We start from the raw sequence: 26,595 nt of genomic DNA on the forward strand, positions 1-26,595 counted from the left end.
ATATACCCGCAACCCCTAAATCACAAAAACATAAAAGAAATCACACAAAACATAAAAAAATAAACAATATCAATGACCTAACCGTGATAAGTTTCGCAGAAATACACAAAACCAACAGGCCAAACCACCGTGAGGCCAACCCAACGAAACCCCCAAATCACCGAAGAACAACATAAAACAAACATACCAACACACTTATCCACAAAATAGACGGGAATCCCAAACCAAACGCCGACTCGCATATGCGAACCGGCGTTCAAAAACCCAGACCGGCCCCGAATCCGGAGATGAAGAGGTGGAGCGGTGATTTGCCTATGGTCAGGCGCGCACGCAGGCGGCAGGGCGCATGGCATCCATCATCTCTGACGGGTCACAGATCAACGCATCGAGCGTAACCTCGTCCAAAGCCTGAAAGAAGGCATGGGCCGCATCCGACAAAGCGGTGCGCAGGCGGCACACATCCAATTGCGGACAGGAATCCTCGCCATCGCCAAAACATTCGATGATCGGCACCGGACCTTCGACCTGGCGGAAGACGTCGCCCACCCGGATCTCACTGGCGGGACGGGCAAGCGCAATACCGCCGCGCCGACCACGGTGCGTGTTCAGAAATCCGCGCTGGCTGAGCTGGTTGATCACCTGTGCCAAATGGTTCTCTGAAATCTTGCAGCGGTCAGCTATCTCTGCCTTGGTGACAAGGCGGCCGTCATTGGCGGCACAATACATCAGCAACCGCACAGCGATATTGGTCCGTTTGGTGATACGCATGGGACATCTCCGGGTAGAACAATGGATGCATGAGGGTTGCACAGCAGGCCAAAGGCCGGTTTGACATACATCAATAGGAATCGGAGAAAGCGCATATGAAGAACCCCTATTTCTTTGGCTACGGAAGTTTGGTCAATGTTTCCACCCACACTTACGTGGATCCTCGCCCTGCCCGCCTGAGCGGTTGGAAACGTGCCTGGGTTCAGGCCGAAGAGCGGGGTCAGGCCTTTTTGACCGCCGTGCGTGCGCCTGAGTTTGAGATTGACGGGCTGGTCGCGGCCGTTCCCGATGCGGATTGGGTGGCGCTGGATCAACGGGAATACGCCTATGAACGGCTGGCCGCCGCCAAGAGCGTCACCCATGATCTGCCAACGGGCACCGATATTCAGGTCTATGCGGTGGCGCCCGCCGTCCAGCACAAGACCACCCCTGCCTATCCCGTCTGGATGAGCTATCTGGATGTGGTGGTGCAAGGCTATCTGCGGGTCTTTGGCGAGGCGGGCGTTGCAGGGTTTTTCGAGACCACGGACAATTGGGCGCGCCCCTTTGTGGATGACCGCGCCGACCCCAAATATCCGCGTGCGCAAGTACTGAGCACATCGGAGCAAGAGTTGGTGGATCACTGGCTGGCACAGACAGCTGCGGAACGGGTCATGGGCTAAGGGCCGTCGCAGCCATAGAGCAACCATAGACATGCAAAAGGCGCGCCCGATTGGCCGCGCCTTTGTTATTTCAACGATGCCTTTGAGCCGGGCGGCTTTAGCCGCGTGCGCGCACCACTTTCATCAACGGTAGCAGAGCTCCCATATCGGGGCCACGCTCCATGCCGGTGACGGCTTTGCGCAATGGCATGAACAGACCTTTGCCTTTGCGGCCTGTGGCCTCTTTTACAGCCGTGGTCCAGCTCTTCCAGCTGTCAGCCTCATAGGGGCCTTCGGGCAGAAGCTTCATTGCCTCGGCCACGAAATCTGCGTCATCCTCTGCGATCATTGGCTCAGCACCGTCCTGGCAGAGCGTCCACCATTGGCCGAGATCCGCGAGCGTTGTGATGTTTTCACGCGCTACACCCCAAAAGGCCGCCTGTTGGTCGGCAGGCACACCCAATGCGTCGAGATCCGCCTTAACATCCTCGGCCGATTGCGCCTGCAGATAGCGGGCGGTCAGCGGGAAGACGTCCTGAACGTCAAATTTGGTCGGCGCGGTGCCGAAACGGGAGACATCAAAGCCCTCGATCAGTTCGGCCATGCCTGTCCGCAGTTCAACCGGATCCGACGAGCCAAGACGCGCCATCAAGGACAACAGCGCCATGGGCTGCACGCCCTGTTCACGCAGATCACGCAGCGCAAGGGTGCCCAGGCGTTTAGACAGCGCTTCGCCCTGTGGGCCGGTCAACAGAGAGTGGTGGGCAAATTCCGGATGGTCAAACCCAAGCGCTTGCATGATCTGGATCTGGGTTGCGGTGTTGGTCACATGGTCGGAGCCACGCACAACATGGGTCACACCCATATCGGTGTCATCGACAACGGAGGCCAGCGTATAAAGGAACTGCCCATCGCCGCGGATCAGAACCGGGTCAGACACGGATGCCGCGTCAATAGAGGTGTCGCCCCCGATCCCATCGGTCCATTCGATGCGGGCATGGTTCAGTTTGAACCGCCACACGCCATCGCCACGCTCTGCGCGCAGCGCGTCTTTTTCAGCGTCAGACAGCGCGAGCGCCGCCCGGTCATAGACCGGCGGCTTGCCCATGTTCAGCTGTTTCTTGCGCTTGAGATCCAGCTCGACCGGAGTTTCGAACGCCTCATAGAAACGGCCCGCATCGCGCAGCTTGTCAGCGGCCGCCACATACATATCCATACGCTCGGACTGGCGCTCGACCTTGTCCCAGGTCAGGCCCAACCATTCGAGGTCTTGCTTGATCGCGTCGACATATTCTTCTTTGGAGCGCTCGGGATCGGTGTCATCGATACGCAGGATAAAGGTGCCGCCAGCCTTGCGGGCGATCAGATAGTTCATCAGCGCGGTGCGCAGGTTGCCCACGTGAATATATCCGGTGGGCGACGGAGCAAATCGGGTGGTGGTCATCAAGCATCTCCTGTTGCGATGTGCTCTGTCATATGCAGGCTGCTTTGTCCAGTTCGCCCCGGTTGGCGCAGGCTTTTGCAGCGCACCGGCAAGGTGACGCACAGCACACTTTGGAGGTGCCAAAAGAAGGTAAAGGCTTGATTTACGTTGGCGACACGGACCAGATTTTATCCAGATCCTTGAGCCCTTTTGCAATCAGCTCGGCCAGAACATCCATATCGATATCCGCCAGCTTGTTCACGTATAGGCAGGACTTACCTGTCTTGTGCTTGCCAAGGCGCGCCAGAATCTCACCGTAGTCTTGGTAGCCGGGCATGATGTAGATCGAGTGTCGCGCTTTGCGGGGGGAGAAACCGGTGGCGAGAAAGTCCCCTTCTCGGCCACTGTCATAGACATAGTGATAGCTGCCGTAGCCAATGATGCTTGGACCCCACATCTGCGCGTCCAATCCGGTGACTCGTCGAAACAGTAGATCCAGCGCTCGCGCCTCGGCTGCCTTGCGCGCGGGCTCGACGCCGCCCAAAAACGCCGCCACATCCTGCGTGGTCGGAGTGGTTTTGTTTCCGGATTTTGAAGGCTTGGTCATCGGTCTCACCTCTGACTTCATACTGTAGCAATGCTCACGCTCTCGTCATCCCAAAATCGCCAAGCAGTTGTTAATGTGCGCAAGAACACGCCTGTTCGAAGCCCCCTATGGAATGAGGTTCCACAATGTCTTTCAAACTGTCCCGTCGCGCAGCGCTTGGCGCAGCTGCCGCCCTGCCCTTGTCCTTGGCCGCAAGACCTCTGCTGGCCAAAGCAAGCGTGACTCCGGTCAACAGCATAATCGCACGCAGCTTTAAGATCGGTAAATTCGTCGTCACCACCATTCTGGACGGTTCCGCTCGTCGCGAAGACGCCTTTGACATCTTTGGCAGCACTACCACCGAAGACGAATTCAAGAAAGTCTCCGCTGAGAACTTCATCTCTGCAGATGCGGCGCAATTCTATTTCACGCCGACTCTTGTGGACACAGGTGCCGAGCTGGTTCTGTTTGATACAGGCCTGGGCAACGGCGGCATTCAAGCCGGCCTCGCCGAAGTGGGCATCACACCCGAGCAGATCGACGTTGTTGTCATCACCCATATGCATCCTGACCACATTGGCGGAATGGCGACCGATGGTCATGTGACATTCCCGAATGCCCGTTACGTGACGGCTGCGAAAGAGTATGACTTCTGGTCCGGCTTTGATGAGACCCACCGCGTGGGCGGTCTGGTGAAAAAGAACGTGACCCCAGTTGCGGAAAAGACCACTTTTGTCAAAGACGGTGAAAGCGTTGTTTCCGGCGTCACTGCCATCGCCGCGCCAGGTCACACTCCCGGCCACACCATCTATATGCTGGAAAGCGAAGGCCAACAGTTGCTGCTGACCGCAGACATGGCGAACCACTACATCTGGGCGTTCCATAACCCTGAGTGGGCGATTTCCTTTGACGGCGACAAAGACCTCGCGGCCGCGACTCGTCGCGCCAAGATGGACATGCTGGCCGCCGATAAGATCCCGATGATCGGTTACCACATGCCTTTCCCTGGCATGGGTTTTGTTGAAACCCGTGGTTCCGGCTTCCGTTTTGTGCCGGTCAGCTATCAATTCGCGATCTAAGGTGAAGCGGCTGGGGGTGCTCCCGCGCCCTCGGCCCCTCCCCGCCAAAAGGCGGGCACCGACCTCGATCTTGGGCGTAGCACCGCGCTGTGCGCGGTGCTTCGCCCAACTGGCACAGGATTGCCTGCAAACCGAGACAGGCGGGAGCGCTCAGCCGGTGTTTTTCCAAACAGGTTGTGTGATCAGCTTGAGCTGCGCCAACGGTTCACGATGGGGTAGCGGCGATCCAGCCAAAAGGCGCGTGGCGTCAAACGTGCGCCCGGAGCCGATTGGAAGCGTTTGTATTCACTGAGGAAAACGAGATGCTCTATCCGTTTGGCCTCTGCCCTATCAAAACCGGCAGCAACGCAATCCTCGACCGAGCCGTCCTGATCGACCAGAATATCCAGCATCGCATCCAAGATCGGATAATCTGGCAGGCTGTCGCTGTCTTTTTGGTCTTCGTGCAGCTCCGCTGAAGGGGGCTTGTCGATCACGTTAGGGCGGATCACTTCGGTTGCCGGCCCCATCATCCAATCCCGGTGATTGGCATTGCGCCAGCGGCAGGTTTCAAACACCCGCGTCTTATACAGATCCTTGATCGGGTTATAGCCGCCGTTCATGTCGCCATAGATGGTTGCATACCCAACAGCGACCTCGGATTTGTTACCGGTGGTCAGCAGCATCTCGCCAAACTTATTTGACATCGCCATCAACAACAGACCCCGCAGGCGGGATTGGACGTTCTCTTCGGTCAAATCCGCATCCCGGCCCGCAAACAGCGGCGCGAGCGTTTTGGTGATCGCGTCGCGCCCCTCAGAAATCGGCACATAGTCATAGTGAACGCCCAGCGCCTTGGCGACCGCTTCAGCGTCGGACAGAGATTCTGTGGACGTGTATTCGGACGGCAGCATTACGCAGCGCACGTTGTCTGCTCCGATTGCGTCGACCGCGATGGCCGCCACCAGCGCGGAATCCACGCCGCCAGACAGGCCCAGCAACACTTTGGCAAATCCGCTTTTGCGCAGGTAGTCGCGCAGGGCCAGAACCATCACCTGATAGTCCTGCTCCCATTCATCTGGCATATGTGCCTTTTCACCCTCGACCGCGCGCCAGCCTTCTGCGGTGCGTTCAAGATCCAGCTGCGTTACAGCCTCCTCGAACGCTGGCATTTGCAGCGCCAGGCCGCCGCCCGGGTTCAGGACAAAAGTACCGCCATCAAAGACCTGATCGTCCTGTCCACCAACCATATTCAGGTAAATCACCGGCAAGCCGGTCTCAACCGTGCGGGCCACCATATGGTTCTGCCGCACTTCAATTTTGTTGCGGTAATAGGGCGAACCATTGGGGATCAAAAGGAACTCAGCACCGGTTTCCACCAGCGTTTCGGCCACATCAATGTGCCACCCGTCTTCACAAATTGGCGAGCCAACGCGCGTCTCGCCAACCACATAGGGGCCACCCAAGGGGCCTGCATCAAAGATGCGCACCTCGTCAAAGACCGTCTCGTTCGGCAAATGGTGTTTCAGAACACGGCTGGCGATCTTCCCGTTCTTGAGGATCAGATAGGCGTTGTACAATTTGCCATCTTCCGCCCAGGGGCAGCCGACCGCAAGCGCTGGACCATCGGCGCAGCGTTTCGCCAACGCCTCCGCTTCCGCTTTAGCTGCTTGGTGAAACGCGGGCTTCATCACCAGGTCCTGCGCGTTATAGCCGGTCAGAAACATCTCTGGCAGCGCGACCAAATCGGCGTCGGCGGCAGCACCTTCTTCCCAGGCCGTCACCGCTTTGGCTGCATTTCCGGCAATGTCGCCTACAGTCGGGTTCAACTGTGCGAGAGTAATGCGAAATCGATCAGCCATTTTGTCCTACACTTTTTCAGTCGCTCTCCTTGCCATTTATCAGATCAGCCGCCGAGGGGAAGCCCACGCCGTAAAAGAGATTGCGACATTGCACTTGCTGACATAGTTTTTGCCCAAGCATCGGCGCCCCTTGGGGGTGCGTCTCCAAAAGGCAGGCAGAGGTTCACATGATCCGCTTTGGCACTATCACCGCAATCACGACCGCTCTGGCGCTGACCGGCGCGGCCTGGGCGCAAGACGGTCAGCCCATCACCACGCAGGATGAGATCGGCGGCATCTATGAGGGTGAATTCAAAGGCGGGTTGCAACATGGCACCGGCACATACACCCTGCCCAATGGCTATGAATACTCCGGCGCCTGGGTCGAGGGGGAAATCCACGGCCAGGGTGTCGCACGGTTCCCCAATGGGTCGATCTATGAGGGGCAATTTGCCAAAGGCAAACCCGAAGGCATCGGCAAGATCACCTTTGCGGATGGCGGCACCTATGAAGGCGAATGGGGTGATGGTGTCATAAACGGGCAAGGGATCGCGATTTACGCCAATGGCATGCGCTACGAGGGCACATTCGCCGATGGAAAACATCACGGCCATGGCACGATGACCAACCCGGATGGTTACCAATACACCGGCAATTGGGTCGAAGGACACAAAGACGGCAAAGGGAAAATCCTGCAGTCGAATGGTGCCACCTACGAAGGTGACGTACGTGACGGCAAGCTGGATGGCTTCGGCAAACTCACCCTGCCCGATGGCCTGATCTACGAAGGCGAATGGCTCAACGACCAAATGCACGGCCAGGGCAAGCTGACGCTGCCCAATGGTGACATCTATGAGGGTCCGCTGGTTGCCGGGCGTCGTCAGGGTCGCGGCAAGCTGAACTATGCGGATGGCTCAGTTTACGAGGGCGATTTTGAGGATGACCTGCGCCACGGCACGGGGTCCTTTAAGGGCACCGATGGCTATGAGTACTCCGGCAATTGGTCTGGTGGTCAAATCGAAGGCGCTGGTGAGGTCACCTATCCCGATGGCTCGGTTTACAAGGGTGAGTTTCGCGCGGATCTGCCGGATGGCGAGGGGAAAGTCACCTATGCGGACGGCTCCTCCTATGAGGGCAACTGGATAGCCGGCGTGATCGAAGGCGAAGGCAAATCGATCTACCCCAATGGTGTGACCTATATAGGCACGTTCAAAAATGCCAAACACCACGGACGCGGGGTGATGACCTATTCCGATGGCTATCGTTACGAGGGCGACTGGGACAAGAACCTGCGTCACGGCGAGGCGGTTGTCACCTATGCTGATGGTTCAGTCTACACCGGCGGGTTTGACGTCGGGCAGCGCCATGGAACCGGTAAGATCGTGATGGTTGATGGTTTCAGCTACGAGGGCAACTGGGACCAGGGCAAGATCACCGGCAAAGGGATCGCACGTTACACCAACGGGGACATCTACGAAGGCAATTTCCTCAACGGTAAACGCCAGGGCCCCGGCGTCATTCGCTATGCCAGCGGGCAGGAAGCAGCTGGCGAATGGGATGATGGCGCCTTGGTCGTCGCCCCTGTAGCGGCTGAGGGCACCGAAGCTGAGGTCGTTCCGGCCACCGAGTGATCGCGTCTACATCGTTGCGCTCAAAACACCCCCGCTAGGCTTTTCCGAGCGGGGGATTTTTTTAGCCGATTTTGACATCCCCCAAATGCGCAGGCTGCGGCACCTCCAGCCGGGCGTCTGGATCGTCTACTGGCGGATGCAGCGTTATGGTGATCGGCAGCACACCGGCCCAGATCGGCAAGGCATAGTCTTCCTCGTCATCGCTTGGACCACCAGTGCGCACTTTGGCGGCACCTTCGGTGATTGGCATGCGCATCACGGCGGTCGCCTTGAACTCTTGCGCGTTCATCGGGCGCAAGGTCTCCCACCGGCCGGGAAACCAGGCATCAAACATCAGCTCAAGACTGTTTGCCGCGTGATCGCCATGCACCCGCTCGGCCTCTCCAAACAGCATAACAGACCGGAAATTGACCGAATGGTGCATGGCGGAGCGCGCCAGGACATAACCATCCAGACAAGACACGCTCAGACAGACTTTGCGCCCCTCCATCGCGCGCAAGGCTCGGCTGGCGGAGGAGCCGTGCCAATAGACGTAATCGCCCTCTCTCCATTGCAGGGTTGGCAAAATCGATGGCGCACCGTCCATTTCATAGGCGATATGGGCCATTGGCATCGCAGCCAGAACCGCGTCGATGGCTTCGCGATCATAGTGACCCCGCTCATGTGAGCGGCGCAGGCGGCTGCGGTCGGTTTTCAAATCGGATGTGTCGGGGGCTTGGGACATGGCCTGCTTCCTTGGTTGCGTTTGAAAAGCAGAGCTACGCGACAATTGGACACTTCATAAGATCCAGTTTTTGACTATTGTTGCATACCAATATGATTGATCTCTCTGCCCTACTCTCCTTCGATGACCCCGCGCCCCGATACGCGCAACTGGCCCAGGCATTGCGCGGGGCCATTGCAGAGGGACAAATTGCACAAGGCACCCGCCTGCCGTCGTCGCGCGCCTTGGCCCTGGACCTTGGGGTGTCGCGCAGCACGGTTGTGCTGGCCTTTGACCAGTTAACGGCTGAAGGCTATCTGACCGCGCGACGTGGTTCAGGCGTTTTTGCGACCGATATCACCCCGTTGGCGGATGTTCCTGTATCAACGACGTCCACGCCAAGCCCACGCCCTGCCCCGTCGGCGCGGCCCGAGGTGTTGCGTCCCGGAGACCCGGATCCAACGCTGTTTCCCACCCGCGCCTGGGCCCGTACCCTCGCACGGGTGGCGCGCAGCACGCCCGAAGCGCTCTGCCTGCTCAGTGATCCATTTGGCGACGACATGCTGCGTCAGGAAATCGCGACGTACCTGAGGCGTTGGCGCGGTATCACATGTTTCGCAGATCAAATTCTGGTCACTTCAGGCGCGCGTGAAGCACTGGAACTGGCGATTGATCTGACCATTGATAGGCAAGACATTGGTCTTGAAAGTCCGGGGTTTGCGCCGCTGCACCGGTTTGTAGCGGCACGCAATTGGCCCGTGCGCTGGCTGACGCCGGGGGCGCAAGGACCGGAAGCGCCGGACAAGTTGGCCAAAGTCACCGTGCTGACACCGTCCCATCAATTCCCCCTAGGCGGCACGCTGCCAATTGCGCAACGACGCGCATTCCTAAGTGCAGCCAAGGCGCAGGATGCCTGGATTATCGAAGACGATTTCGACAGTGAATTCCGTTACGCGGGTCAACCCGTGCCGGCTATGGCCGGGCTCGACCAACTGGGGCGTTGTCTCTATGTGGGGACGTTTTCCAAGACGTTTTCCCACTCGATCCGCCTTGGATACTTGGTCTTGCCCACCACATTGGTTCCCAAAATGCGCCAGCGGTTCATTCACCCCAGTGCAGGCGCGGGTATCACCGCGCAGCGCCCTTTGGCGATCTTTATGGCAGAGGGGCTATATGATCGCCACATCCGCCGCGCCCGACGTCGATATGGTGAACGATACGAGGCGGCAGTGGCCGCACTGCAGCGCTGGCCACAGGATTGGGGCACGTTCCAGACCCACCGCGCGGGCATGCAGATCGCATTTCACCTGTCCGCCGACCTTGATGATCACGCGATATGTGCAGCCGCCGCAACAGAGGGGTTTGCGGTGCAACCCCTGTCCGCCTGTGATCCAAACGGCAGTCAGCGTGGTCTGTTGATCGGCTTCTGCCGCTCTGAGGTTGCCGATATTCCGGATCTCATCGCCCGGTTGGGCCGTCATGTGAGCGTTGCGCATAAAGCTGCGATTTGACCCTTTTCATTTGCCGCGCCACCTGTATAAATCGCCACATGACCATGCGTGCAGATATCATGACAGCCGACACCGCTTTTTGCGGTGCGCTTCTGCACGACCTACTGCTCCTAATCCGCCTCTGAGCGTGCCATTCGGCGCGTCCGCTCAGAGGGTTTGGCATGCGCGCCACAGAATGGATTTAGGACAGAGACAAAGAAAGCTACCGACATGACAACAGCATCTGACACAGATCGCGTCTTTATTTTCGACACCACACTGCGTGACGGCGAACAAAGCCCCGGCGCGACCATGACCCATGATGAAAAGCTGGAAATTGCCGAGCTTCTAGATGACATGGGCGTCGATATCATCGAAGCCGGTTTCCCGATTGCCTCCGAAGGCGATTTCCGCGCGGTTTCCGAAATTTCCGAACGGTCAAAGAACGCGATGATTTGCGGTCTGGCACGTGCCAATTTCAAAGACATCGACCGCTGCGCCGAAGCGGTGCGCAAGGCCGCGCAGCCACGCATTCACACCTTTATCGGCACCTCCGCGCTGCACCGGGCGATCCCCAACCTCACCATGGATGAGATGGCTGACAAGATTCACGACACGGTCAGCCACGCGCGCAACCTGGTGGACAATGTTCAATGGTCGCCGATGGATGCGACCCGGACCGAATGGGATTATCTGTGCCGAGTGATCGAGATTGCGATCAAAGCGGGTGCGACGACGATCAATATTCCCGATACCGTCGGCTACACCGCCCCTGCCGAAAGCGCTGATCTGATCAAACGTCTGATCGAGACTGTGCCGGGCGCGGATGATGTGATCTTTGCCACCCATTGCCATAACGATCTGGGCATGGCGACTGCAAACGCGCTGGCGGCTGTGGCCGGTGGTGCGCGTCAGATCGAATGCACTATCAACGGTCTGGGTGAACGTGCGGGCAACACCGCGCTGGAAGAGGTCGTGATGGCGCTGAAAGTGCGCAACGACATCATGCCATTCACCACCGGCATCGACACCCAGAAGATCATGCATATCTCCCGCCGGGTTTCGACCGTTTCCGGATTTGTGGTGCAACCGAACAAGGCGATCGTGGGCAAAAACGCCTTTGCTCACGAATCTGGCATCCACCAGGATGGCATGCTGAAAAACAAAGAAACCTTTGAGATCATGCGCCCGGAGGATGTGGGCCTGTCCGGCACCTCACTGCCGCTTGGCAAACACTCTGGCCGTGCGGCGCTGCGCGACAAGCTTTCGCAACTGGGGTTTGAGATTGGTGACAACCAGCTGAAAGACCTGTTTGTCCGCTTCAAAGAACTGGCGGACCGCAAGAAAGAAGTGCTGGACGATGATATCATCGCCCTGATGCGCGTCAGTGAAAACGCCGAAGAAGATCACCTGCAACTGGTGTCGATGAAAGTGGTCTGCGGCACCGGCGGTCCGGCCGAAGCAACGGTTGAGATGGAAGTCGACGGCAAGGACATCACGGCCACCTCCGAAGGGGACGGCCCGGTTGACGCAACCTTCAAAGCGATCCGCAAGATCTACCCGAACACCGCGCGCCTGCAGCTTTATCAAGTGCATGCGGTAACCGCCGGCACCGACGCGCAGGCGACGGTTACGGTTCGTCTGGAAGAAGACGGCAATATCGCAACCGGTGAAAGCGCCAATACTGATACGGTGGTTTCCTCGGCCAAAGCCTATATCCACGCGCTGAACCGTCTGATTGTGCGCCGTGGCAAGATCGGTGAAGGCGTCGACGCGCGTGAGATCTCGTACAAAGATGTCCATTAGGGAAACGTAGGGTTGGATACCTCTTTGAGGTGTCCAACCCCACACTCATCTAAGAGGCTTTCCAACTTAAGAATTTCATAAAAACTTCCTTTTAATCTCCGCTGTGCAAAGAGCACCTGGAGGTCAAATGTCACACCTTGCGCACACAAATAATCCGGCAAAATTTGAGATTGGAACATATCTCCGATTTGCGCAGGATGGCCAGTACACATCGGCATTTTCCTACCTTCAGCCGTTTGTTGCACAAGCCCCCCAGAATCCAGACCTCTTGGAACTGGTGTCAGAGTGTTACTGGCAGCTGGGAATGAAACAGCGTTCATTGTCTGTCTTACAGCTTGTGGTGCAAATGTATCCTCAAAGGCAGCAGAGCATCTTTTGCTTGGCTGGACGTTTGGGACAGATCGGGCAAACTGAAGCAGCCAAAGCTATCTACCATGCGCTGATCCAAGATAACCCGGACAATGTCGACGCCTATATTGGTCTGACCTTCGTGGAAGATTTGCAACCTGGCAATCCAACTACCGAGCGGCTTCGGCAGTTCTTGGACGATCCGTCATTGTCTCGTAACAACCGTTACACCTTGCTTACGGCACTTGGGCACATCCTTAAGAAGCACAGCCCAGATGAAGCATTCATGCTTTTTACGCAATCCAACGCTCTACAAGAAGCCCCCTATTCGCCAACTGAGATTGAAAATGAGGTCGAGGCACAAGGAAAAGCGTTCAAGTCACCCGTTAGGATTGCGCAGCCTCCTCAAGGGAATGTACCAAACTTCGCCTTCATTGTCGGGCTGCCGCGTTCGGGTACAACCCTTTTGGATGCCATGCTGACTCGGCATCCGGAAATAGCAAGTACGAACGAAAGCACCGAACTTGTGGGGGCCAGGAAGATGGCCCAGACCCTTGCCGAGATAAAAGAACAAGACGGGCCTGCAAATTACTGGTCATGGACCAACACGGTCGGGCAATCCACTTTAGAACATGCGCGCTCCAGCTTCTTTTCAAATGTCCATCTGCCAGTTGGTGCAAAACCGAGCCTAGTGATCAACAAGCTCCCTCACAATCGGTTTGAATTGGGTTTTGCTCAGATGATCCTACCGCAAAACCGTTCTATATTCTTGATGCGTCACCCTTTGGACGTTGGTTTGTCGCTTTTTACAACGAACCTCAAAGACGGCTATGAATACACACGCAGGCTCGAATGGATTGGGCATATGATCCGCCAGACCTACAGGAGCCTGGACGACTTCAAATCAAAGCTAGGTGACTCCCTGCGGGTGCAATCGTACAGAGCATTGGTGACAAATACCGAACCCCAAATGCAGGCTATTTTGAATCATCTCGAAATGCCATGGGACCCGGCGTGTATGTCCCCTGAGAGCTCCGAACAGGCGATGGTCACCGCCTACTCCGCTCAGGTTCGCAACGGGGTAAACTCCTCTGGCCTTGGGAAGTGGCAAAAATTTGAATGCCACCTCGCTCCATTGATCGACGCGCTCGGTGGTTGGAGATGGATCAAGGATTGGGAAGCAAGAGACGCAGACCTCGGCTGATCACAATCACACGAGATGAGAGAACAGCTGATCCAATTGCTTTGCCTGCGCCTCCATACCGTAAGGGGCGTTCACGATGAACATGCCGGATCCAATCATGCCGTGGTTTTCGCGGGCGGCTGGAAAGGTAACCTCGTGCCGCACAACGCCCGGCAAGCCTTGATGCTCCAACGCGTTCAGCATCTGTGCGTGGCGTCCGTCACGCAGGATCGGATACCACAAGGCGATGATGCCAACGTTCCATTTGCGATGCAGCTTGGCAATGATGCCCGGTAGGCGTGCGTATTCGGTTTTCACCTCATAGCTTGGATCGATCAACAACATCCCTCGGCGCGGCGTCGGCGGCGCAATGGACAGCGCCAAGTCATACCCGTCTTGTTGACGATTGCGGGCACCCGTGCCCTTGAGAGCATCCTCTAGTGCCGCAAATTCCTGCGGATGCAATTCCGCAAAATGCATAGTGTCCTGCACCCGCAGCAAAGACGCCGCAATCACCGGCGATCCCGGATAGGCATGGTCACCGTGTTTGGCACGTATATCGGCAATCGCTTCCAAAAGCGGGTGATCAGGTGGCAAAATCCCATCGGTCAACACACGCTCCACGCCGGCCGCCGCTTCACCGGTTTTGACCGCCTCTGGCGCATCCAACTGGTAGAGCCCGCGCCCCGCATGGCTTTCCATATAGGTCAGCGGCTTTTCCTTGCGGGTGAGATAGGACAGCATCCAAGCCAGAAGCGCATGTTTCTGCACATCTGCCAAATTGCCTGCGTGATAGATATGTTGATAGGAGAGCATCCCCCCCTGTACCCGGTGTCCAACAATTGTGAAATGGGAAACTGCTGGATTTTTATGCGAATCTATCGTTCGCTTTATGGGGGATTGCGCCAGCTATCCCCTTTGCCTCCAAGTCATTTCTCTGGGGCAAGCGAAAAGGCGCTGCCAGATCCGATTCCAGTCTTTCACCATCAGCCCGCGCTGCTTATAAGATCATAACCTCATTGGCTCTCATGGGAGTCGGTGTGCAATCGCTGAACTTACAGGATCCCGACTATATGGCGTTTTTCGGAAATCTAGGCGGTCTGTTCACTTCGGACATGGCTATCGACCTTGGCACTGCAAATACCCTTGTCTACGTAAAAGGGCGCGGTGTTATTCTCTCCGAACCGTCCGTTGTTGCCTATCACGTCAAAGATGGCGTCAAAAAGGTCCTGGCCGTTGGCGAAGATGCGAAATTGATGCTGGGCCGTACGCCGGGTTCGATCGAAGCGATCCGCCCAATGCGCGAAGGTGTGATTGCCGATTTCGACACTGCGGAAGAGATGATCAAACACTTCATCCGCAAAGTGCACAAACGCTCGACCTTCTCGAAACCCAAGATCATCGTTTGTGTGCCTCATGGTGCGACACCCGTTGAAAAACGTGCGATCCGTCAGTCGGTTCTGTCCGCTGGCGCGCGCCGTGCGGGTCTGATTGCGGAACCTATTGCTGCGGCCATTGGTGCGGGCATGCCGATCACCGATCCAACCGGTAACATGGTTGTCGATATCGGCGGTGGTACAACCGAAGTTGCGGTTCTCTCCCTGGGTGACATTGTTTACGCACGTTCGGTGCGTGTCGGTGGTGACCGCATGGACGAGGCGATTATTTCCTACCTGCGTCGCCAGCAGAACCTGCTGGTCGGTGAAGCCACCGCAGAGCGGATCAAAACATCCATCGGCACCGCGCGCATGCCCGATGACGGCCGTGGCCAGTCGATGCAGATCCGGGGGCGTGACCTGTTGAATGGCGTGCCCAAAGAAATCGAAATCAGCCAGGCTCAGGTTGCTGAAGCCCTGGCCGAACCCGTTCAGCAGATTTGCGAAGCGGTGATGACCGCGCTTGAAACCACTCCGCCGGATCTGGCGGCCGACATCGTGGACCGTGGCGTCATGCTGACCGGTGGGGGCGCGCTGTTGGGCGATCTGGATCTGGCACTGCGCGAACAGACCGGTTTGGCAGTATCGATTGCCGATGAAAGTCTGAACTGCGTGGCTCTGGGCACCGGCAAGGCGCTGGAGTTTGAAAAACAGCTGGCCCACGCGATTGACTACGAAAGTTGAGGCGTTGACCTTCCCGGCCTGATCGGGAAGCGCCATCCCCGAAAGGAACAACGTGTCCCGAGACCGGACTCAGCGCGAAGACTATACAACCCCGCTGCGCCGCTTGCTCATCGGGATCCTGTGTTTGTGTCTTGCGGCTATGTTTCTGGTCTGGCGCATCGATAATCCCCGCGTTGAACGGTTTCGCGCGCAGGTGGTTGATCGTTTTGTCCCCAATATGGACTGGGCCATGGCGCCCGTAACCGGCACCATCAAGTTGCTCCGTGATTTCCAGAGCTACCAGCGGCTCGCGGAACAAAACCAAGAACTGCGCTCTGAGTTGCGCCAGATGCGTGCCTGGAAAGAGGCCGCGCTCCAGCTGGAACAGGAAAACGCCCGTCTGTTGGATTTGAACAATGTCCGCCTTGATCCTCGACTGACCTTTATCACCGGGGTTGTCATGGCCGACAGTGGCTCACCATTTCGCCAGTCCGTCTTGCTGAACGTGGGCGCGCGGGACGGCATTCAGGACGGCTGGGCCGCGATGGACGGGATCGGCCTTGTAGGTCGTATCTCCGGCACCGGACGCAACACTGCACGAGTGATCCTGCTCACTGATACCGCGATGGCCGTGCCCGCGACGATCCAACCCTCGGGCCAGACCGCTTTGGTGACCGGCGACAACACGGCGGCGCCGGTGCTTAACTTTTTGGAAAACTCCGATTTGGTGCGCCCCGGTGACCGGGTGATCAGCTCTGGTGACGGCAGTGTCTTTCCGGCAGGTCTGCTGATCGGTCAGGTCGCTCAGGATCCGTCAGGACGTTTGCGCGTACGTCTGTCGGCAGATTACGAACGTTTGGAATTTCTGCGTGTCTTGCGCCACCATGGCACCGAAGTGATTTCGGATTCTGGTGGTTTGGTGGTCCCTGCCCCGGACGCGACAACCCCTCGGGCGCGGCCTGAAAACCTTGATGAATTGGCGCAGGGCGAGGACGACAATGGCTAGCGGTCAACGCGCGCGTGTCTGGCTGATGCGGGGGACATTTTCCCTGTTGGTGCTGATCATTATGTTCTTCCAACTGCTCCCGCTGGAAACACAGCCGCGACAATGGGCACCACCGGATCTGATCATGGGCTTGGCCTTTGTCTGGGCTCTTAGACGGCCGGATTATGTGCCCGCCTTTCTGCTCGCGACACTTTTACTGCTGTCTGATCTGTTGTTCCAGCGCCCGCCGGGGTTGATGGCCCTGCTGATCATTTTGGCCTGCGAGATCCTCAAGGTGCGAATCCTGTCCAACCGGGAAACGACGTTTATGGCGGAATGGATCGAGGTTGCGCTGGCCATTGCCGCCGTCACCGCGCTCAATCGCGTTGTTTTGAACCTGACGGGCGTTGCGCAAGCCTCTTTGACGCTGACAATGATCCAGATGATCATGACAATTGGAATTTACCCGATTCTCATTGCTTTCAGCCAAACTGTATTGGGTGTGCGCAAGCTGACTCCGGTCGAAGCAGATGCCATAGGAAACCGCTAATGAAACGCAATCCAAAGGAACAAGACGGATCTGGTCGAGTTTTTGCCCGCCGCGCTCTTTTGTTGGGGGGCGCACAGCTGGCCTTTGCCGGCGGTCTGGCCATGCGTATGCGGTTTCTGCAGGTGGATCAGGCGGACCAGTTTCGTCTGCTGGCCGAGGAAAACCGGATCAAGTTTCAACTCCTGGCCCCTGCCCGGGGTGAGATTTTTGATCGCAACGGTTTAATCCTGGCGCGGAACACACCGTCATACCGGATCAACATCGTGCCCGAGGACGCGGGCGACGTTGAGAAAGTCATTCGCGATCTTTCGCTGCTGATCGATCTGGACTCCGACGATCTGGAACGTGCCCGGACCGAGATGCGGCGCAATCGCAACGCGCCGTTCCGCCCGATAACTTTGGCGGACCAGATCCAGTGGGAAGACATCTCAAAAGTTGCAGTAAATGCGCCTGCCCTGCCCGGCATCTCGACAGAAATTGGCCTGTTGCGCAGCTATCCCATGATGGACAGTCTGGCGCATGTGGTGGGCTATGTCGGCCCCGTCTCTGACTATGATTTGAGCCAGATCGAAGACCCCGAACCCATCCTGAAAGAACCACGGTTCCAAATCGGCAAGGTCGGGTTTGAGGCCAAAAGCGAAGGCGTGTTGCGCGGCAAGGCGGGCACCAAACAGGTCGAAGTCAATGCGGCAGGCCGCGTTATGCGTGAATTGAGCCGCCGTGAGGGCACTGCTGGTGCGGATATGCAGCTGACGCTCAATGCCGACCTTCAGACCTATGTTCAAGCGCGCCTTGGCCGTGAAAGCGCCAGCGCGGTCGTGATCGATTGCGAAAACGGCGACTTGGCGGCGATCTGTTCCTCACCCAGCTTTGATCCAAACCTGTTTGTGCGCGGCATCTCTGTCGCGGACTACCGCATCCTGACAGAAGACCCCTATCGCCCGCTTGCCAACAAATCGGTGCAGGGCATCTATCCACCGGGCTCCACGTTCAAAATGGTCGTCGCCATGGCTGCGCTGGAGGCGGGGTTGATCGGCACAGAAGACACTGTCTGGTGTCCCGGCCATCTGGAAGTTGCGGGGCGCCGGTTCCACTGTTGGAAACGTGCAGGGCACGGGCATGTGGATTTGAACGGATCGCTCAAAGGGTCCTGCGATGTCTACTACTACGATCTGGCGGTGAAGGTAGGCATCGACAAGATCTCGGACATGGCAAAACGGTTTGGCATCGGCGTGCGTCACGATATTCCCATGTCTGCTGTTGCGGCAGGATTGGCGCCCAACAAAGAGTGGAAGCAGCGTGTGCACCAACAGGACTGGCGGGTTGGTGATACGGTCAACGCCTCGATCGGTCAGGGGTATATGCTCGCCTCCCCCATGCAATTGGCAGTCATGTCGGCGCGGCTTGCAACGGGGCGTGCGGTGACACCACGCTTGATCAAGTCTCTGGACGGTGTCGAACAGCCCTCAGGTGCAGGCGACTCCCTCGGCTTTAATGAAAACAACCTGCGCGTGGTGCGCCGGGGTATGTATTCGGTCAGCAACGAACGGCGCGGCACCGGCTATCGCAACCGGATTGTGGCAGATGGCATTCGCATGGCCGGCAAAACCGGCACCAGCCAGGTGAGAAACATCACCGCCGCGGAACGCGCAGCAGGCGTGATCCGTAACGAGGACCTGCCGTGGGAGCGGCGCGATCACGCGCTTTTTGTCTGCTTTGCACCCTATGACAAACCCAAATACGCGGTTTCCGTCGTGGTCGAACATGGCGGCGGCGGCTCCAAGGCAGCCGCCCCGATAGCCCGTGACGTTCTGCTGCAAGCGCTTTATGACGGCACGCCGCCGCTTGATGCCTACCCCAAGTCAGACCGCAGCCTCATCCAAGCGCAACAAGAACGTCTGACCCGCGAAATCCGCCAGGCCCGCGCAGCCGGGAGCGACCAAGCATGAGCTATCTCGCCTATCACGCAAAATCGACGCCGACCGGCCTGCGCAAAATTCTGTTTCTGAACTGGCCGCTTGTACTGTTGCTGGCAACCGTCGCCAGCGTTGGTTTCCTGATGCTCTATTCCGTGGCAGGTGGTGATTTCGCACCTTGGGTTGAACCACAATTGAAACGGTTCTTGCTCGGCCTTGGTGTGATGCTGTTTGTCGCCCTGATCCCAATCTGGTTCTGGCGCAACGTCTCGGTTGTCGCCTACCTCGGCTCATTCGCACTGCTTTTGGCGGTGGAGTTCTTTGGCACTGTCGGCATGGGTGCGCAGCGGTGGATCGACGTCGGTTTCATGCGACTGCAGCCATCGGAATTGATGAAGGTCACCTTGGTTATGCTGCTAGCAGCCTATTACGACTGGCTGCCACAAGAGCGGACATCGCGCCCTTTTTGGATCCTGATGCCGGTGGCGATGATTTTGATCCCCACCGCCTTGGTCCTTAAACAGCCCGACCTTGGAACCTCTATTCTGCTGATGGCCTCAGGTGGGGGTGTCATGTTCCTGGCGGGCGTGCACTGGGCCTATTTTGCCGCCGTAATCTCGGCTGGTGTTGGACTGGTTGCAGCTGTCTTCCAAAGCCGTGGCACCGAATGGCAGCTGATCAAAGACTACCAATTCCGCCGCATTGATACCTTCCTTGACCCGTCCCAAGACCCACTGGGCGCGGGCTATCACATCACCCAGTCCAAAATCGCACTGGGGTCTGGCGGCTGGTCTGGACGGGGCTTTATGCAAGGGACCCAATCGCGGCTGAACTTCTTGCCGGAAAAACACACGGACTTCATCTTTACCACTTTAGCGGAGGAGTTCGGGTTCATTGGCGGCGTTACCCTTCTGACGCTCTATATGCTGATCATCGTCTTCTGTGTCGCGGCAGCCATCGCCACCAAGGACCGGTTCTCGTCGCTTGTGACTATGGGCATCGCCCTGACGTTCTTCCTGTTCTTTGCGGTGAATATGTCGATGGTAATGGGCCTGGCGCCTGTTGTTGGTGTCCCCCTGCCGATGGTGTCTTATGGTGGGTCCGCGATGTTGGTTCTGATGGCGGCGTTTGGTCTGGTACAAAGCGCCAATATCCACCGCCCACGCTGAGGACTGTACCATGAGCATCTTTCACCTTGCCTATCACGTGGATGACCTTGACGCCGCGCGCCATTTCTATGGTGAAGTTCTGGGCTGTTCCGAAGGGCGCAGCACCGACAGCTGGGTTGATTTCAACTTCTTCGACCATCAAATCTCACTGCACCTCGGGCCGGTGTTTGCCACGGCCAATACCGGAAGAGTTGGCGCACATATGGTGCCGATGCCCCATCTTGGCGTGATCCTGTCCCAAGACGCGTGGCACGCGCTAGCGGATCGCTTGCAAGCGAAGGGCGTCACCTTTGCCCTAGAACCCACTACTCGGTTTACAGGTGAGCCCGGTGAGCAAAGCACCATGTTTTTCCACGACCCAGCCGGCAACCCGATTGAGATCAAAGGATTTCGCGACATGACAGGAGTTTTTGCCACATGATCAAGGTTGAATTCGCGGCCGGTGACGCCCGTTGGGATGTTTATGAAGCACCTCTGAAACAGGCCTTTGCCAAGCTCAACCTTGATGTGGATCTACGGCTCGGACACGCACCACAGGATGTGGAGTACATCGTCTACGCGCCGGGCTCCTATCTGCAGGACTTCACGCCCTTCACAAATGCCAAGGCCGTGCTCAACCTGTGGGCGGGGGTTGAGCGGATCGTTGGCAATGAAACGCTGACCATGCCGCTGTGCCGTATGGTTGACCCCGGCCTCAGCACGGCGATGGTCGAATGGGTGAGCGGCCATACCCTGCGCTATCATCTTGAGATCGACAGATGTCTGGCCACGCAAAACCGCTGGGATCCCTATGTGCCACCTTTGGCAAAGGACCGGCCAGTCACCATTTTGGGATTGGGGGAACTGGGCCAATCCTGCGCAAAGGCCCTAGCCGCCTTGGGGTTTCCGGTAACCGGTTGGTCACGCTCCGAGCGGGACGTGCCTGGGGTCACCTGCCGTTTTGGCGAGGACGGGATGCACGCCGCCTTGTCCAACGCAGAGATCGTGGTTCTGCTGCTGCCCGATACACCGGCCACACGGGATCTGCTGAATGCGCAAACCCTGTTACACCTGCCAAAAGGCGCGCGGATCCTTAATCCCGGTCGTGGTCCTTTGATCGACGATAATGCATTGTTGGCGGCTTTGGACAACGGTCAGATCGGCCATGCGACATTGGATGTGTTTCGCGTGGAACCTTTGCCACAGGGGCATCCCTATTGGACCCATCCCAATGTCACCGTGACGCCCCATATCGCGGCTGAAACACGCCCATCGACTGCAGCTGAAGTTGTCGCGGAGAACATTCGCCGAGGCGAGGCAGGTGTGGAGTTCATCTACCAAGTGGATCGCGACAAAGGGTATTGAACGCAAAAACGGAGGCTTAACGCCTCCGTTTCAATGCAGTCTTTTGCAGTGGCTCCAGCCTTAACCGGCAGCCAATCCGCGCCCTTTTAGAAGCGCGTCGACACCCGGCAAACGGCCCCGGAAGTTTGTGTAAAGTATCTTTGGATCAACCGAACCGCCAGTAGAGAGTATATGCTCTTCCAAGGCTTTGGCGCGTTCTGGATCGAAGGCATCGCCCGCCTCTTCAAAGGCGGCAAAGGCATCGGCGTCCATCACTTCGGACCACATGTAGCTGTAGTAACCCGAGCTGTATCCATCGCCCGAGAAGACATGTGCAAAATGCGGCGTAGCATGGCGCATAATGATCGCGGATGGCATGCCGATCTCTTCCAGAACCTCGGCCTGTTTGGCCATCGGATCCTTGGGGACGGGGCCGTCGTGGAACGCGAGATCCACCAGCGCAGAGGCCACATATTCCACCGTCTGGAACCCCATGTCATAGGTCGCAGCGCCCAAAACCCGTTTCAACAGATCATCCGGCATCGGCGCGCCGGTTTCTGCATGGGTCGCAAATTTCTGCAAAACCTCTGGCACTTCCATCCAGTGTTCATAAAGCTGGCTTGGTAGCTCAACAAAATCACGCGCGACTGAGGTGCCAGAAATACTGTCATAGGTCACATTGGACAGCATCTGATGCAGCGCGTGGCCGAATTCATGGAACAAGGTGCGCGCATCATCCCAGCTGAGCAGTGCGGGCGACCCTTTGGCGAAATTACAGACGTTGATCACGATGGGCGACTGCACCTCGGGAAACTTTGCTTGACTGCGCATGGCCGAACACCAAGCGCCAGACCGTTTCGACCCACGCGCAAAATAGTCACCAATAAAGACCGCCACATGATCGCCGCCCCGAGTCACTTCCCATGCCCGGCAATCCGGGTGATAGAGAGCCACGTCCAAGGGCTTGAACTCCAGCCCAAACAGTCGCGTGGCACAGTCGAACGAGGCTTCGATCATCCGGTCCAATTGCAAGTAGGGTTTCAGCTCTGCCTCATCCAGATCATGTTCGACGGCACGCCGTTTTTCGGAGTAATACCGCCAGTCCCAGGGTTCGAGCGGCCCGTTGATTCCATCGGCCTGCATCATCTGGGTCAAAACTTCAGCGTCTGCATCGGCTTGCGCCTTGGCCGGGGTCCAGACATCCATCAAAAGACCGCGCACGGCCTCGGGTGTCTGTGCCATTTCAGTTTCAAGCTTGTATTGTGCGAAGGTGTCATAGCCGAGCAATTTGGAACGTTCTTCGCGCAGGCTCAGGATCTCAGCCGCGATGGTGCGGTTGTCGGTCTCACCGCCATTTGCACCGCGCGCAGCCCAGGCGGCAAAGGCGGTTTTGCGCAGATCGCGCCGGGGGGAGAATTGCAGAAACGGGGTAATGATCGACCGCGACAGGGTTACGACTGGACCTTTGGCGCCCTTTTCCTCACCTGCGGCACGGGCTGCTGCAACAGCGAAATCTGGAAGACCTTCAAGGTCCTCTTCACTCAACTCCATGAACCATTCCCGCTCATCCGCCAAAAGGTTTTGGGTGAAATTAGTTCCTAAAGTGGCAAGGCGGGATTTGATCTCTTGTATACGGGTGTCATCAGCGCCTTCGAGGGCGGCGCCCCCCCGGACAAAGCCACGATGGGTCAGCATCAAGACCCGCTGTTGTTCATCCGACAAATCGAGGCTCGCGCGTTGTTCCCAAACAGATTTCACCCGCGCATAGAGCGCTTTGTTGGCGGTAATGGTTGAGAAATGCGCCGCGAGTTTCGGGGAAAAATCACGCTGCAAAGCCTCACGCCCGGGATTGCTGTCGGCGCCAGCTACGGAAAAGAACACCGACAGGACTTGCTCCAAAGGTTGGCACGGGGTCTCCAGCGCTTCGACCACATTGGCAAATGTCGGCGCGTCGGGGTTTTCGGCAATGGCATCAATCTGCGCCTTATGGGCGCTGAGCGCGGCGTCCAGCGCCGGGGCAAAATCGTCATCGGAAATCTCGGAAAACGGGGCAAGGCCAAAGGGGGTGGACCAGTCGGCCAGAAGCGGGTTCGTCATGGGTAAATCTCCTTTGATTGTGAGGCTAGCGAGATGCGTTTGGGGGTGCAATGCGTTGCGACAAATGCAGCGGAAATCGCAGCGCTCCCGCCCGTGTCAGATCCGCCTTTGCAGGCGCTTCTTCCCCCGTTGGGCGTGGCCGCGCTGACGCGCGGCGGGGCCCATAGCTCAATCGGCGCCTTTGCCCTGGCAAATGGGGCAGTCAACGCGGGGCTTCAAAGAGATACGCCGCGTTTCCGCATAAAGCGCATCATAGATCAGCATCGCACCGCGCAGGGTCTCACCCGCACCGGTGATCAGTTTCAACGCCTCAACCCCCATCATCGCGCCAACGACGCCGGGCAAGGGCGCAATCACACCGGCCTCGGCGCAGGCTGGGGCCAGACCGGGGGCCGGTGCTTCGGGAAAGATACATTGATAACAGGGGCCACTCTGGGTTGGATCAAAGAGCGAAATTTGCCCCTCCCACTGGGTGAGCGCGCCGGAAATCAGGGGCTTGCCCAGCTCAACCGCCACCCGATTGGCCAGATACCGCGTTTCAAAATTGTCCGTCCCATCCAGGATCAGATCGTATTCGGCAAAGAGCTCTGCCGCGATGTCTTCTGTCAGACGCCGGTGATAGGGGCGCACCGTGACAAAGGGGTTCTGCGCTTCCATCGCGGCTTGCGCCGAGAAAACCTTTGGGGTGCCGATATCTTCGTCCCGGTGGATCACCTGACGTTGCAGGTTGGCATTCTCAACCTCATCGTCATCGATCACGCCAATGGTGCCGACGCCAGCTGCTGCGAGATACTGCAAGGCTGGTGCCCCGAGCCCCCCAGCTCCGATCACCAGCACCTTGGCCGCTTTCAACTTTTTCTGACCAGCCCCACCAATTTCACGCAGCACGATATGGCGAGCGTAACGGTTCAGTTCGGTCGCATTAAACGCACCTTTCTTTTTCGGCGTCTCGCTCATCGTTCTGCCTTCTGCTTTTTTCTTCAAGCGCCTCAACACGTGGGCGTAGAGATAAATCACAACCGCAACCGCTCCGGCCGCAAGCCAGGGAAGCGCTGAGCCGCCCAAGTTGACCCGAAGCGCAGCCGTTGGCGGCAGTGTCAGATGCACCGCCAGAATCGCAACATAGAGAACACATAACAAAGATTGGCGGATCACGCTGGACATGCCAAGAAACTGCCCACCCCACCAGATCAGTCCGGCTAGGATCAGGATAGAAATCACTATGCGCGCCCGGTGGAGCCAAAGCCACCTGCCCCACGCGCGGTCTCGCTCAGATTTTCAGCCAGTTCAAACCGGGCTTGCACGGCTGGCGCCAGGATCATCTGTGCAATTCGGTCTCCGTGAGCAATGGTAAAGGGGGCCTGGCCTGCGTTCAGCACAATCACCCCCAAGGGACCGCGATAATCGCTGTCGATCGTGCCTGGGGTGTTTGGCAGGGTGATGCCGTGTTTGAGGGCCAGCCCAGACCGGGGACGGATCTGGATTTCATAGCCCTCGGGAACTTCCACCCTTAACCCCGTGGGGACCAAGACGCGCGCGCCGGGCTGCAACGTGATCGATCCTTGATCCGGCACGTTTGCCCTCAGATCAGCTCCAGCCGCACCAGCGGTTTCATAGCTCGGCAATGGGATCGTTTGGTCTGCGCCTTGGTCGTAGGTGACCTTGACGGGGATCGGGGCGGCGTGGGTCATGGGGCTGTTCCTCAGCTCTTGTTGTTCAGAGTGTCTGCAATGCGATCGGCCAAGCGGTCCGCCACGGCCTGTTTGTCCATACGCGGCCAGGGGTCTGCGCCTGTGTCCGTGATCAAGACCACGGCGTTCTCTGCGCCCCCCATAATCCCGGTTTCGGGTGAGACATCATTGGCCACGATCCAGTCACACCCTTTGCGCAGGCGTTTTGCTGTTGCATTGTCGACCACATCATTGGTTTCGGCGGCAAAGCCCACTACCAAGTCTGGACGCCCCTCTTCCAATTGAGAAACGGTGCGCAGGATGTCGGGGTTCTCCACAAAGGTCAGGGACGGCAACCCATCCTTGGACTTCTTCAATTTCCGATCAGAGGCTTCGGCCACATGCCAATCTGCGACGGCCGCGGCAAACACACCGGCATCCGCCGGTAGCGCCGCGATCACGGCAGCTTGCATGTCACGTGCGCTTTCGACAGGGACCACTTCGACACCCGCCGGAGATGCCACGGTTGCAGGGCCCGTGATGAACACCACTTGCGCGCCCCGCGCGGCCAGAGCACGGGCCACCGCCGCCCCTTGCGCACCCGACGAGCGGTTAGCGATGTATCGCACTGGATCAATGGGCTCGTGGGTCGGACCAGAGGTTACAATGATGCGTTTCCCGCTCAAAGGGCCGTCAGCCAACTGTTCGGCAATCGCAGATACGATGGCCTCTGGTTCGGACAAACGTCCGCGGCCGAACTCTCCACAGGCCATGTTGCCTTTGTCCGGTCCCACAAAATGCACCCCGTCGGCGCGCAGTTGGGTGATGTTGCGTTGCGTGGCAGGGTGTTCCCACATGCGCACATTCATCGCGGGCGCAACCAGCACCGGCGTGTCTGTCGCGAGCAAAAGCGTCGATGCCAGATCATTGGCTAACCCATTGGCCATCTTTGCCATCAAATCCGCCGTTGCAGGTGCCACAACCACAAGATCCGCGCTGCGTGACAACTGGATGTGTCCCATGTCGGCTTCATTGGTCAGATCAAACAAGTCCTGATGCACTGCCGCGCCTGCCAAAGCGGAGACGGAAAGCGGCGTCACGAACTCTGCCCCGGCGCGGGTCAACACGGGTGTAATCTGTGCCCCCTGGTCTTGCAGCCTGCGTATCAGCTCAAGCGATTTATAGGCCGCGATGCCGCCTCCAATGATCAGAAGGATCCGTTTGCCTGCCAGCATGCCTCTTGCCCCTTGTTGCGCCACGGCTTTAACTTTACCGCCCCGCTGCGCGAGAGGGAAACGCTTTTGCAAA

23 protein-coding genes are annotated in these 26,595 nt (G+C 57.9%); 13 read left to right on the top strand and 10 right to left on the bottom strand.

The genetic code is table 11. From position 1 onward, the window contains the following. Positions 1 to 318: 318 nt before the first annotated feature. A complete protein-coding gene (locus KMP13_RS14155; protein WP_215266540.1) occupies positions 319 to 768 on the bottom strand; it encodes an RrF2 family transcriptional regulator in 450 nt (149 codons plus the stop codon). Between the two features lie 95 nt (positions 769 to 863). Here KMP13_RS14155 and KMP13_RS14160 point away from each other — a divergent pair, with 95 nt between their 5' ends. Continuing rightward, positions 864 to 1,430 carry a gamma-glutamylcyclotransferase family protein gene (locus tag KMP13_RS14160; protein ID WP_215266541.1) on the top strand — a complete coding sequence of 189 codons (567 nt, stop codon included), beginning with the start codon at positions 864 to 866 and terminating at the stop codon, positions 1,428 to 1,430. Between the two features lie 97 nt (positions 1,431 to 1,527). On the opposite strand, the gene gltX is transcribed toward KMP13_RS14160, so the two are convergent. Beyond that, positions 1,528 to 2,853 (bottom strand): glutamate--tRNA ligase, encoded by a 1,326-nt coding sequence (gene gltX, locus KMP13_RS14165; protein ID WP_215266542.1) that lies wholly within the window; start codon positions 2,851 to 2,853, stop codon positions 1,528 to 1,530. Between the two features lie 142 nt (positions 2,854 to 2,995). Next, a complete protein-coding gene (locus tag KMP13_RS14170) occupies positions 2,996 to 3,439 on the bottom strand; it encodes a DUF1801 domain-containing protein (RefSeq protein WP_215266544.1) in 444 nt (147 codons plus the stop codon). A 125-nt stretch (positions 3,440 to 3,564) separates the two neighbouring features. Here KMP13_RS14170 and KMP13_RS14175 point away from each other — a divergent pair, with 125 nt between their 5' ends. Beyond that, on the top strand, positions 3,565 to 4,497 hold the full coding sequence (locus tag KMP13_RS14175; protein WP_215266546.1) for an MBL fold metallo-hydrolase: 933 nt from the start codon (positions 3,565 to 3,567) through the stop codon (positions 4,495 to 4,497). 182 nt (positions 4,498 to 4,679) lie between these two features. Here the strand turns inward: KMP13_RS14175 and KMP13_RS14180 are convergent, their stop codons facing one another. Then, the gene (locus KMP13_RS14180) at positions 4,680 to 6,338 is read right to left on the bottom strand and encodes an NAD+ synthase (RefSeq protein ID WP_215266548.1); all 1,659 of its coding nucleotides are present in this window, start codon (positions 6,336 to 6,338) and stop codon (positions 4,680 to 4,682) included. Positions 6,339 to 6,505: 167 nt separating this feature from the next. Here KMP13_RS14180 and KMP13_RS14185 point away from each other — a divergent pair, with 167 nt between their 5' ends. After that, the gene (locus tag KMP13_RS14185) at positions 6,506 to 7,948 is read left to right on the top strand and encodes an MORN repeat-containing protein (protein ID WP_215266551.1); all 1,443 of its coding nucleotides are present in this window, start codon (positions 6,506 to 6,508) and stop codon (positions 7,946 to 7,948) included. 61 nt (positions 7,949 to 8,009) lie between these two features. Here KMP13_RS14185 and KMP13_RS14190 read toward each other — a convergent pair whose 3' ends face one another. Next, positions 8,010 to 8,672 (bottom strand): pyridoxamine 5'-phosphate oxidase family protein, encoded by a 663-nt coding sequence (locus KMP13_RS14190; protein WP_215266553.1) that lies wholly within the window; start codon positions 8,670 to 8,672, stop codon positions 8,010 to 8,012. A gap of 92 nt (positions 8,673 to 8,764) precedes the next feature. Between KMP13_RS14190 and KMP13_RS14195 the strand changes: the two genes are divergently transcribed. From KMP13_RS14195 to KMP13_RS14205, 3 genes are all read left to right on the top strand, one after another. Continuing rightward, positions 8,765 to 10,162: a PLP-dependent aminotransferase family protein gene (locus KMP13_RS14195; protein ID WP_215266555.1), complete on the top strand. Its 1,398-nt coding sequence runs from the start codon at positions 8,765 to 8,767 to the stop codon at positions 10,160 to 10,162. A gap of 210 nt (positions 10,163 to 10,372) precedes the next feature. After that, positions 10,373 to 11,947: a 2-isopropylmalate synthase gene (locus KMP13_RS14200; RefSeq protein WP_215266557.1), complete on the top strand. Its 1,575-nt coding sequence runs from the start codon at positions 10,373 to 10,375 to the stop codon at positions 11,945 to 11,947. 127 nt (positions 11,948 to 12,074) lie between these two features. Continuing rightward, positions 12,075 to 13,499, top strand: a complete 1,425-nt coding sequence (locus tag KMP13_RS14205; RefSeq protein WP_215266559.1) for a tetratricopeptide repeat-containing sulfotransferase family protein — start codon at positions 12,075 to 12,077, stop codon at positions 13,497 to 13,499. Positions 13,500 to 13,505: 6 nt separating this feature from the next. On the opposite strand, the gene KMP13_RS14210 is transcribed toward KMP13_RS14205, so the two are convergent. Then, positions 13,506 to 14,294 (bottom strand): 23S rRNA (adenine(2030)-N(6))-methyltransferase RlmJ, encoded by a 789-nt coding sequence (locus KMP13_RS14210; protein WP_215266562.1) that lies wholly within the window; start codon positions 14,292 to 14,294, stop codon positions 13,506 to 13,508. Positions 14,295 to 14,551: 257 nt separating this feature from the next. Here KMP13_RS14210 and KMP13_RS14215 point away from each other — a divergent pair, with 257 nt between their 5' ends. From KMP13_RS14215 to KMP13_RS14245, 7 genes are read left to right on the top strand one after another with little or no spacing between them, the layout of a single operon-like run. Beyond that, positions 14,552 to 15,598: a rod shape-determining protein gene (locus KMP13_RS14215; protein WP_215266612.1), complete on the top strand. Its 1,047-nt coding sequence runs from the start codon at positions 14,552 to 14,554 to the stop codon at positions 15,596 to 15,598. Between the two features lie 52 nt (positions 15,599 to 15,650). Then, entirely contained in the window at positions 15,651 to 16,583 is a 933-nt protein-coding gene (gene mreC / locus KMP13_RS14220; protein ID WP_215266565.1) for a rod shape-determining protein MreC, read from the top strand. Continuing rightward, positions 16,576 to 17,112, top strand: coding sequence for a rod shape-determining protein MreD (locus tag KMP13_RS14225; RefSeq protein ID WP_215266567.1), 537 nt, complete (start codon positions 16,576 to 16,578; stop codon positions 17,110 to 17,112). The genes mreC and KMP13_RS14225 overlap by 8 nt, the downstream gene beginning before the upstream one ends. Further along, positions 17,112 to 19,061, top strand: a complete 1,950-nt coding sequence (gene mrdA, locus KMP13_RS14230) for a penicillin-binding protein 2 (RefSeq protein ID WP_215266569.1) — start codon at positions 17,112 to 17,114, stop codon at positions 19,059 to 19,061. Before KMP13_RS14225 ends, mrdA begins: the two co-directional genes overlap by 1 nt. Then, positions 19,058 to 20,197 (top strand): rod shape-determining protein RodA, encoded by a 1,140-nt coding sequence (rodA, locus tag KMP13_RS14235; protein WP_215266571.1) that lies wholly within the window; start codon positions 19,058 to 19,060, stop codon positions 20,195 to 20,197. The genes mrdA and rodA overlap by 4 nt, the downstream gene beginning before the upstream one ends. A 10-nt stretch (positions 20,198 to 20,207) precedes the next feature. After that, a complete protein-coding gene (locus tag KMP13_RS14240) occupies positions 20,208 to 20,618 on the top strand; it encodes a VOC family protein (RefSeq protein ID WP_215266574.1) in 411 nt (136 codons plus the stop codon). Continuing rightward, the gene (locus KMP13_RS14245; RefSeq protein ID WP_215266577.1) at positions 20,615 to 21,541 is read left to right on the top strand and encodes a 2-hydroxyacid dehydrogenase; all 927 of its coding nucleotides are present in this window, start codon (positions 20,615 to 20,617) and stop codon (positions 21,539 to 21,541) included. The genes KMP13_RS14240 and KMP13_RS14245 overlap by 4 nt, the downstream gene beginning before the upstream one ends. A gap of 60 nt (positions 21,542 to 21,601) precedes the next feature. On the opposite strand, the gene KMP13_RS14250 is transcribed toward KMP13_RS14245, so the two are convergent. The 4 genes from KMP13_RS14250 to coaBC all read right to left on the bottom strand — a co-directional run bounded on the left by KMP13_RS14250 (position 21,602) and on the right by coaBC (position 26,522). Further along, positions 21,602 to 23,617: a M3 family metallopeptidase gene (locus KMP13_RS14250; protein ID WP_215266579.1), complete on the bottom strand. Its 2,016-nt coding sequence runs from the start codon at positions 23,615 to 23,617 to the stop codon at positions 21,602 to 21,604. A 168-nt stretch (positions 23,618 to 23,785) separates the two neighbouring features. After that, the gene (locus tag KMP13_RS14255) at positions 23,786 to 24,838 is read right to left on the bottom strand and encodes a HesA/MoeB/ThiF family protein (protein ID WP_215266580.1); all 1,053 of its coding nucleotides are present in this window, start codon (positions 24,836 to 24,838) and stop codon (positions 23,786 to 23,788) included. Further along, positions 24,838 to 25,308 (bottom strand): dUTP diphosphatase, encoded by a 471-nt coding sequence (gene dut / locus KMP13_RS14260; protein WP_215266583.1) that lies wholly within the window; start codon positions 25,306 to 25,308, stop codon positions 24,838 to 24,840. Before dut ends, KMP13_RS14255 begins: the two co-directional genes overlap by 1 nt. 11 nt (positions 25,309 to 25,319) lie before the next feature. Continuing rightward, complete coding sequence (coaBC, locus tag KMP13_RS14265; RefSeq protein WP_215266585.1) at positions 25,320 to 26,522, bottom strand: bifunctional phosphopantothenoylcysteine decarboxylase/phosphopantothenate--cysteine ligase CoaBC; 1,203 nt, start codon at positions 26,520 to 26,522, stop codon at positions 25,320 to 25,322. Positions 26,523 to 26,595 lie beyond the last annotated feature (73 nt).

Origin of the sequence: Epibacterium ulvae (genome assembly GCF_018678075.1) — a bacterium.
Taxonomy (GTDB): domain Bacteria; phylum Pseudomonadota; class Alphaproteobacteria; order Rhodobacterales; family Rhodobacteraceae; genus Epibacterium; species Epibacterium ulvae_A.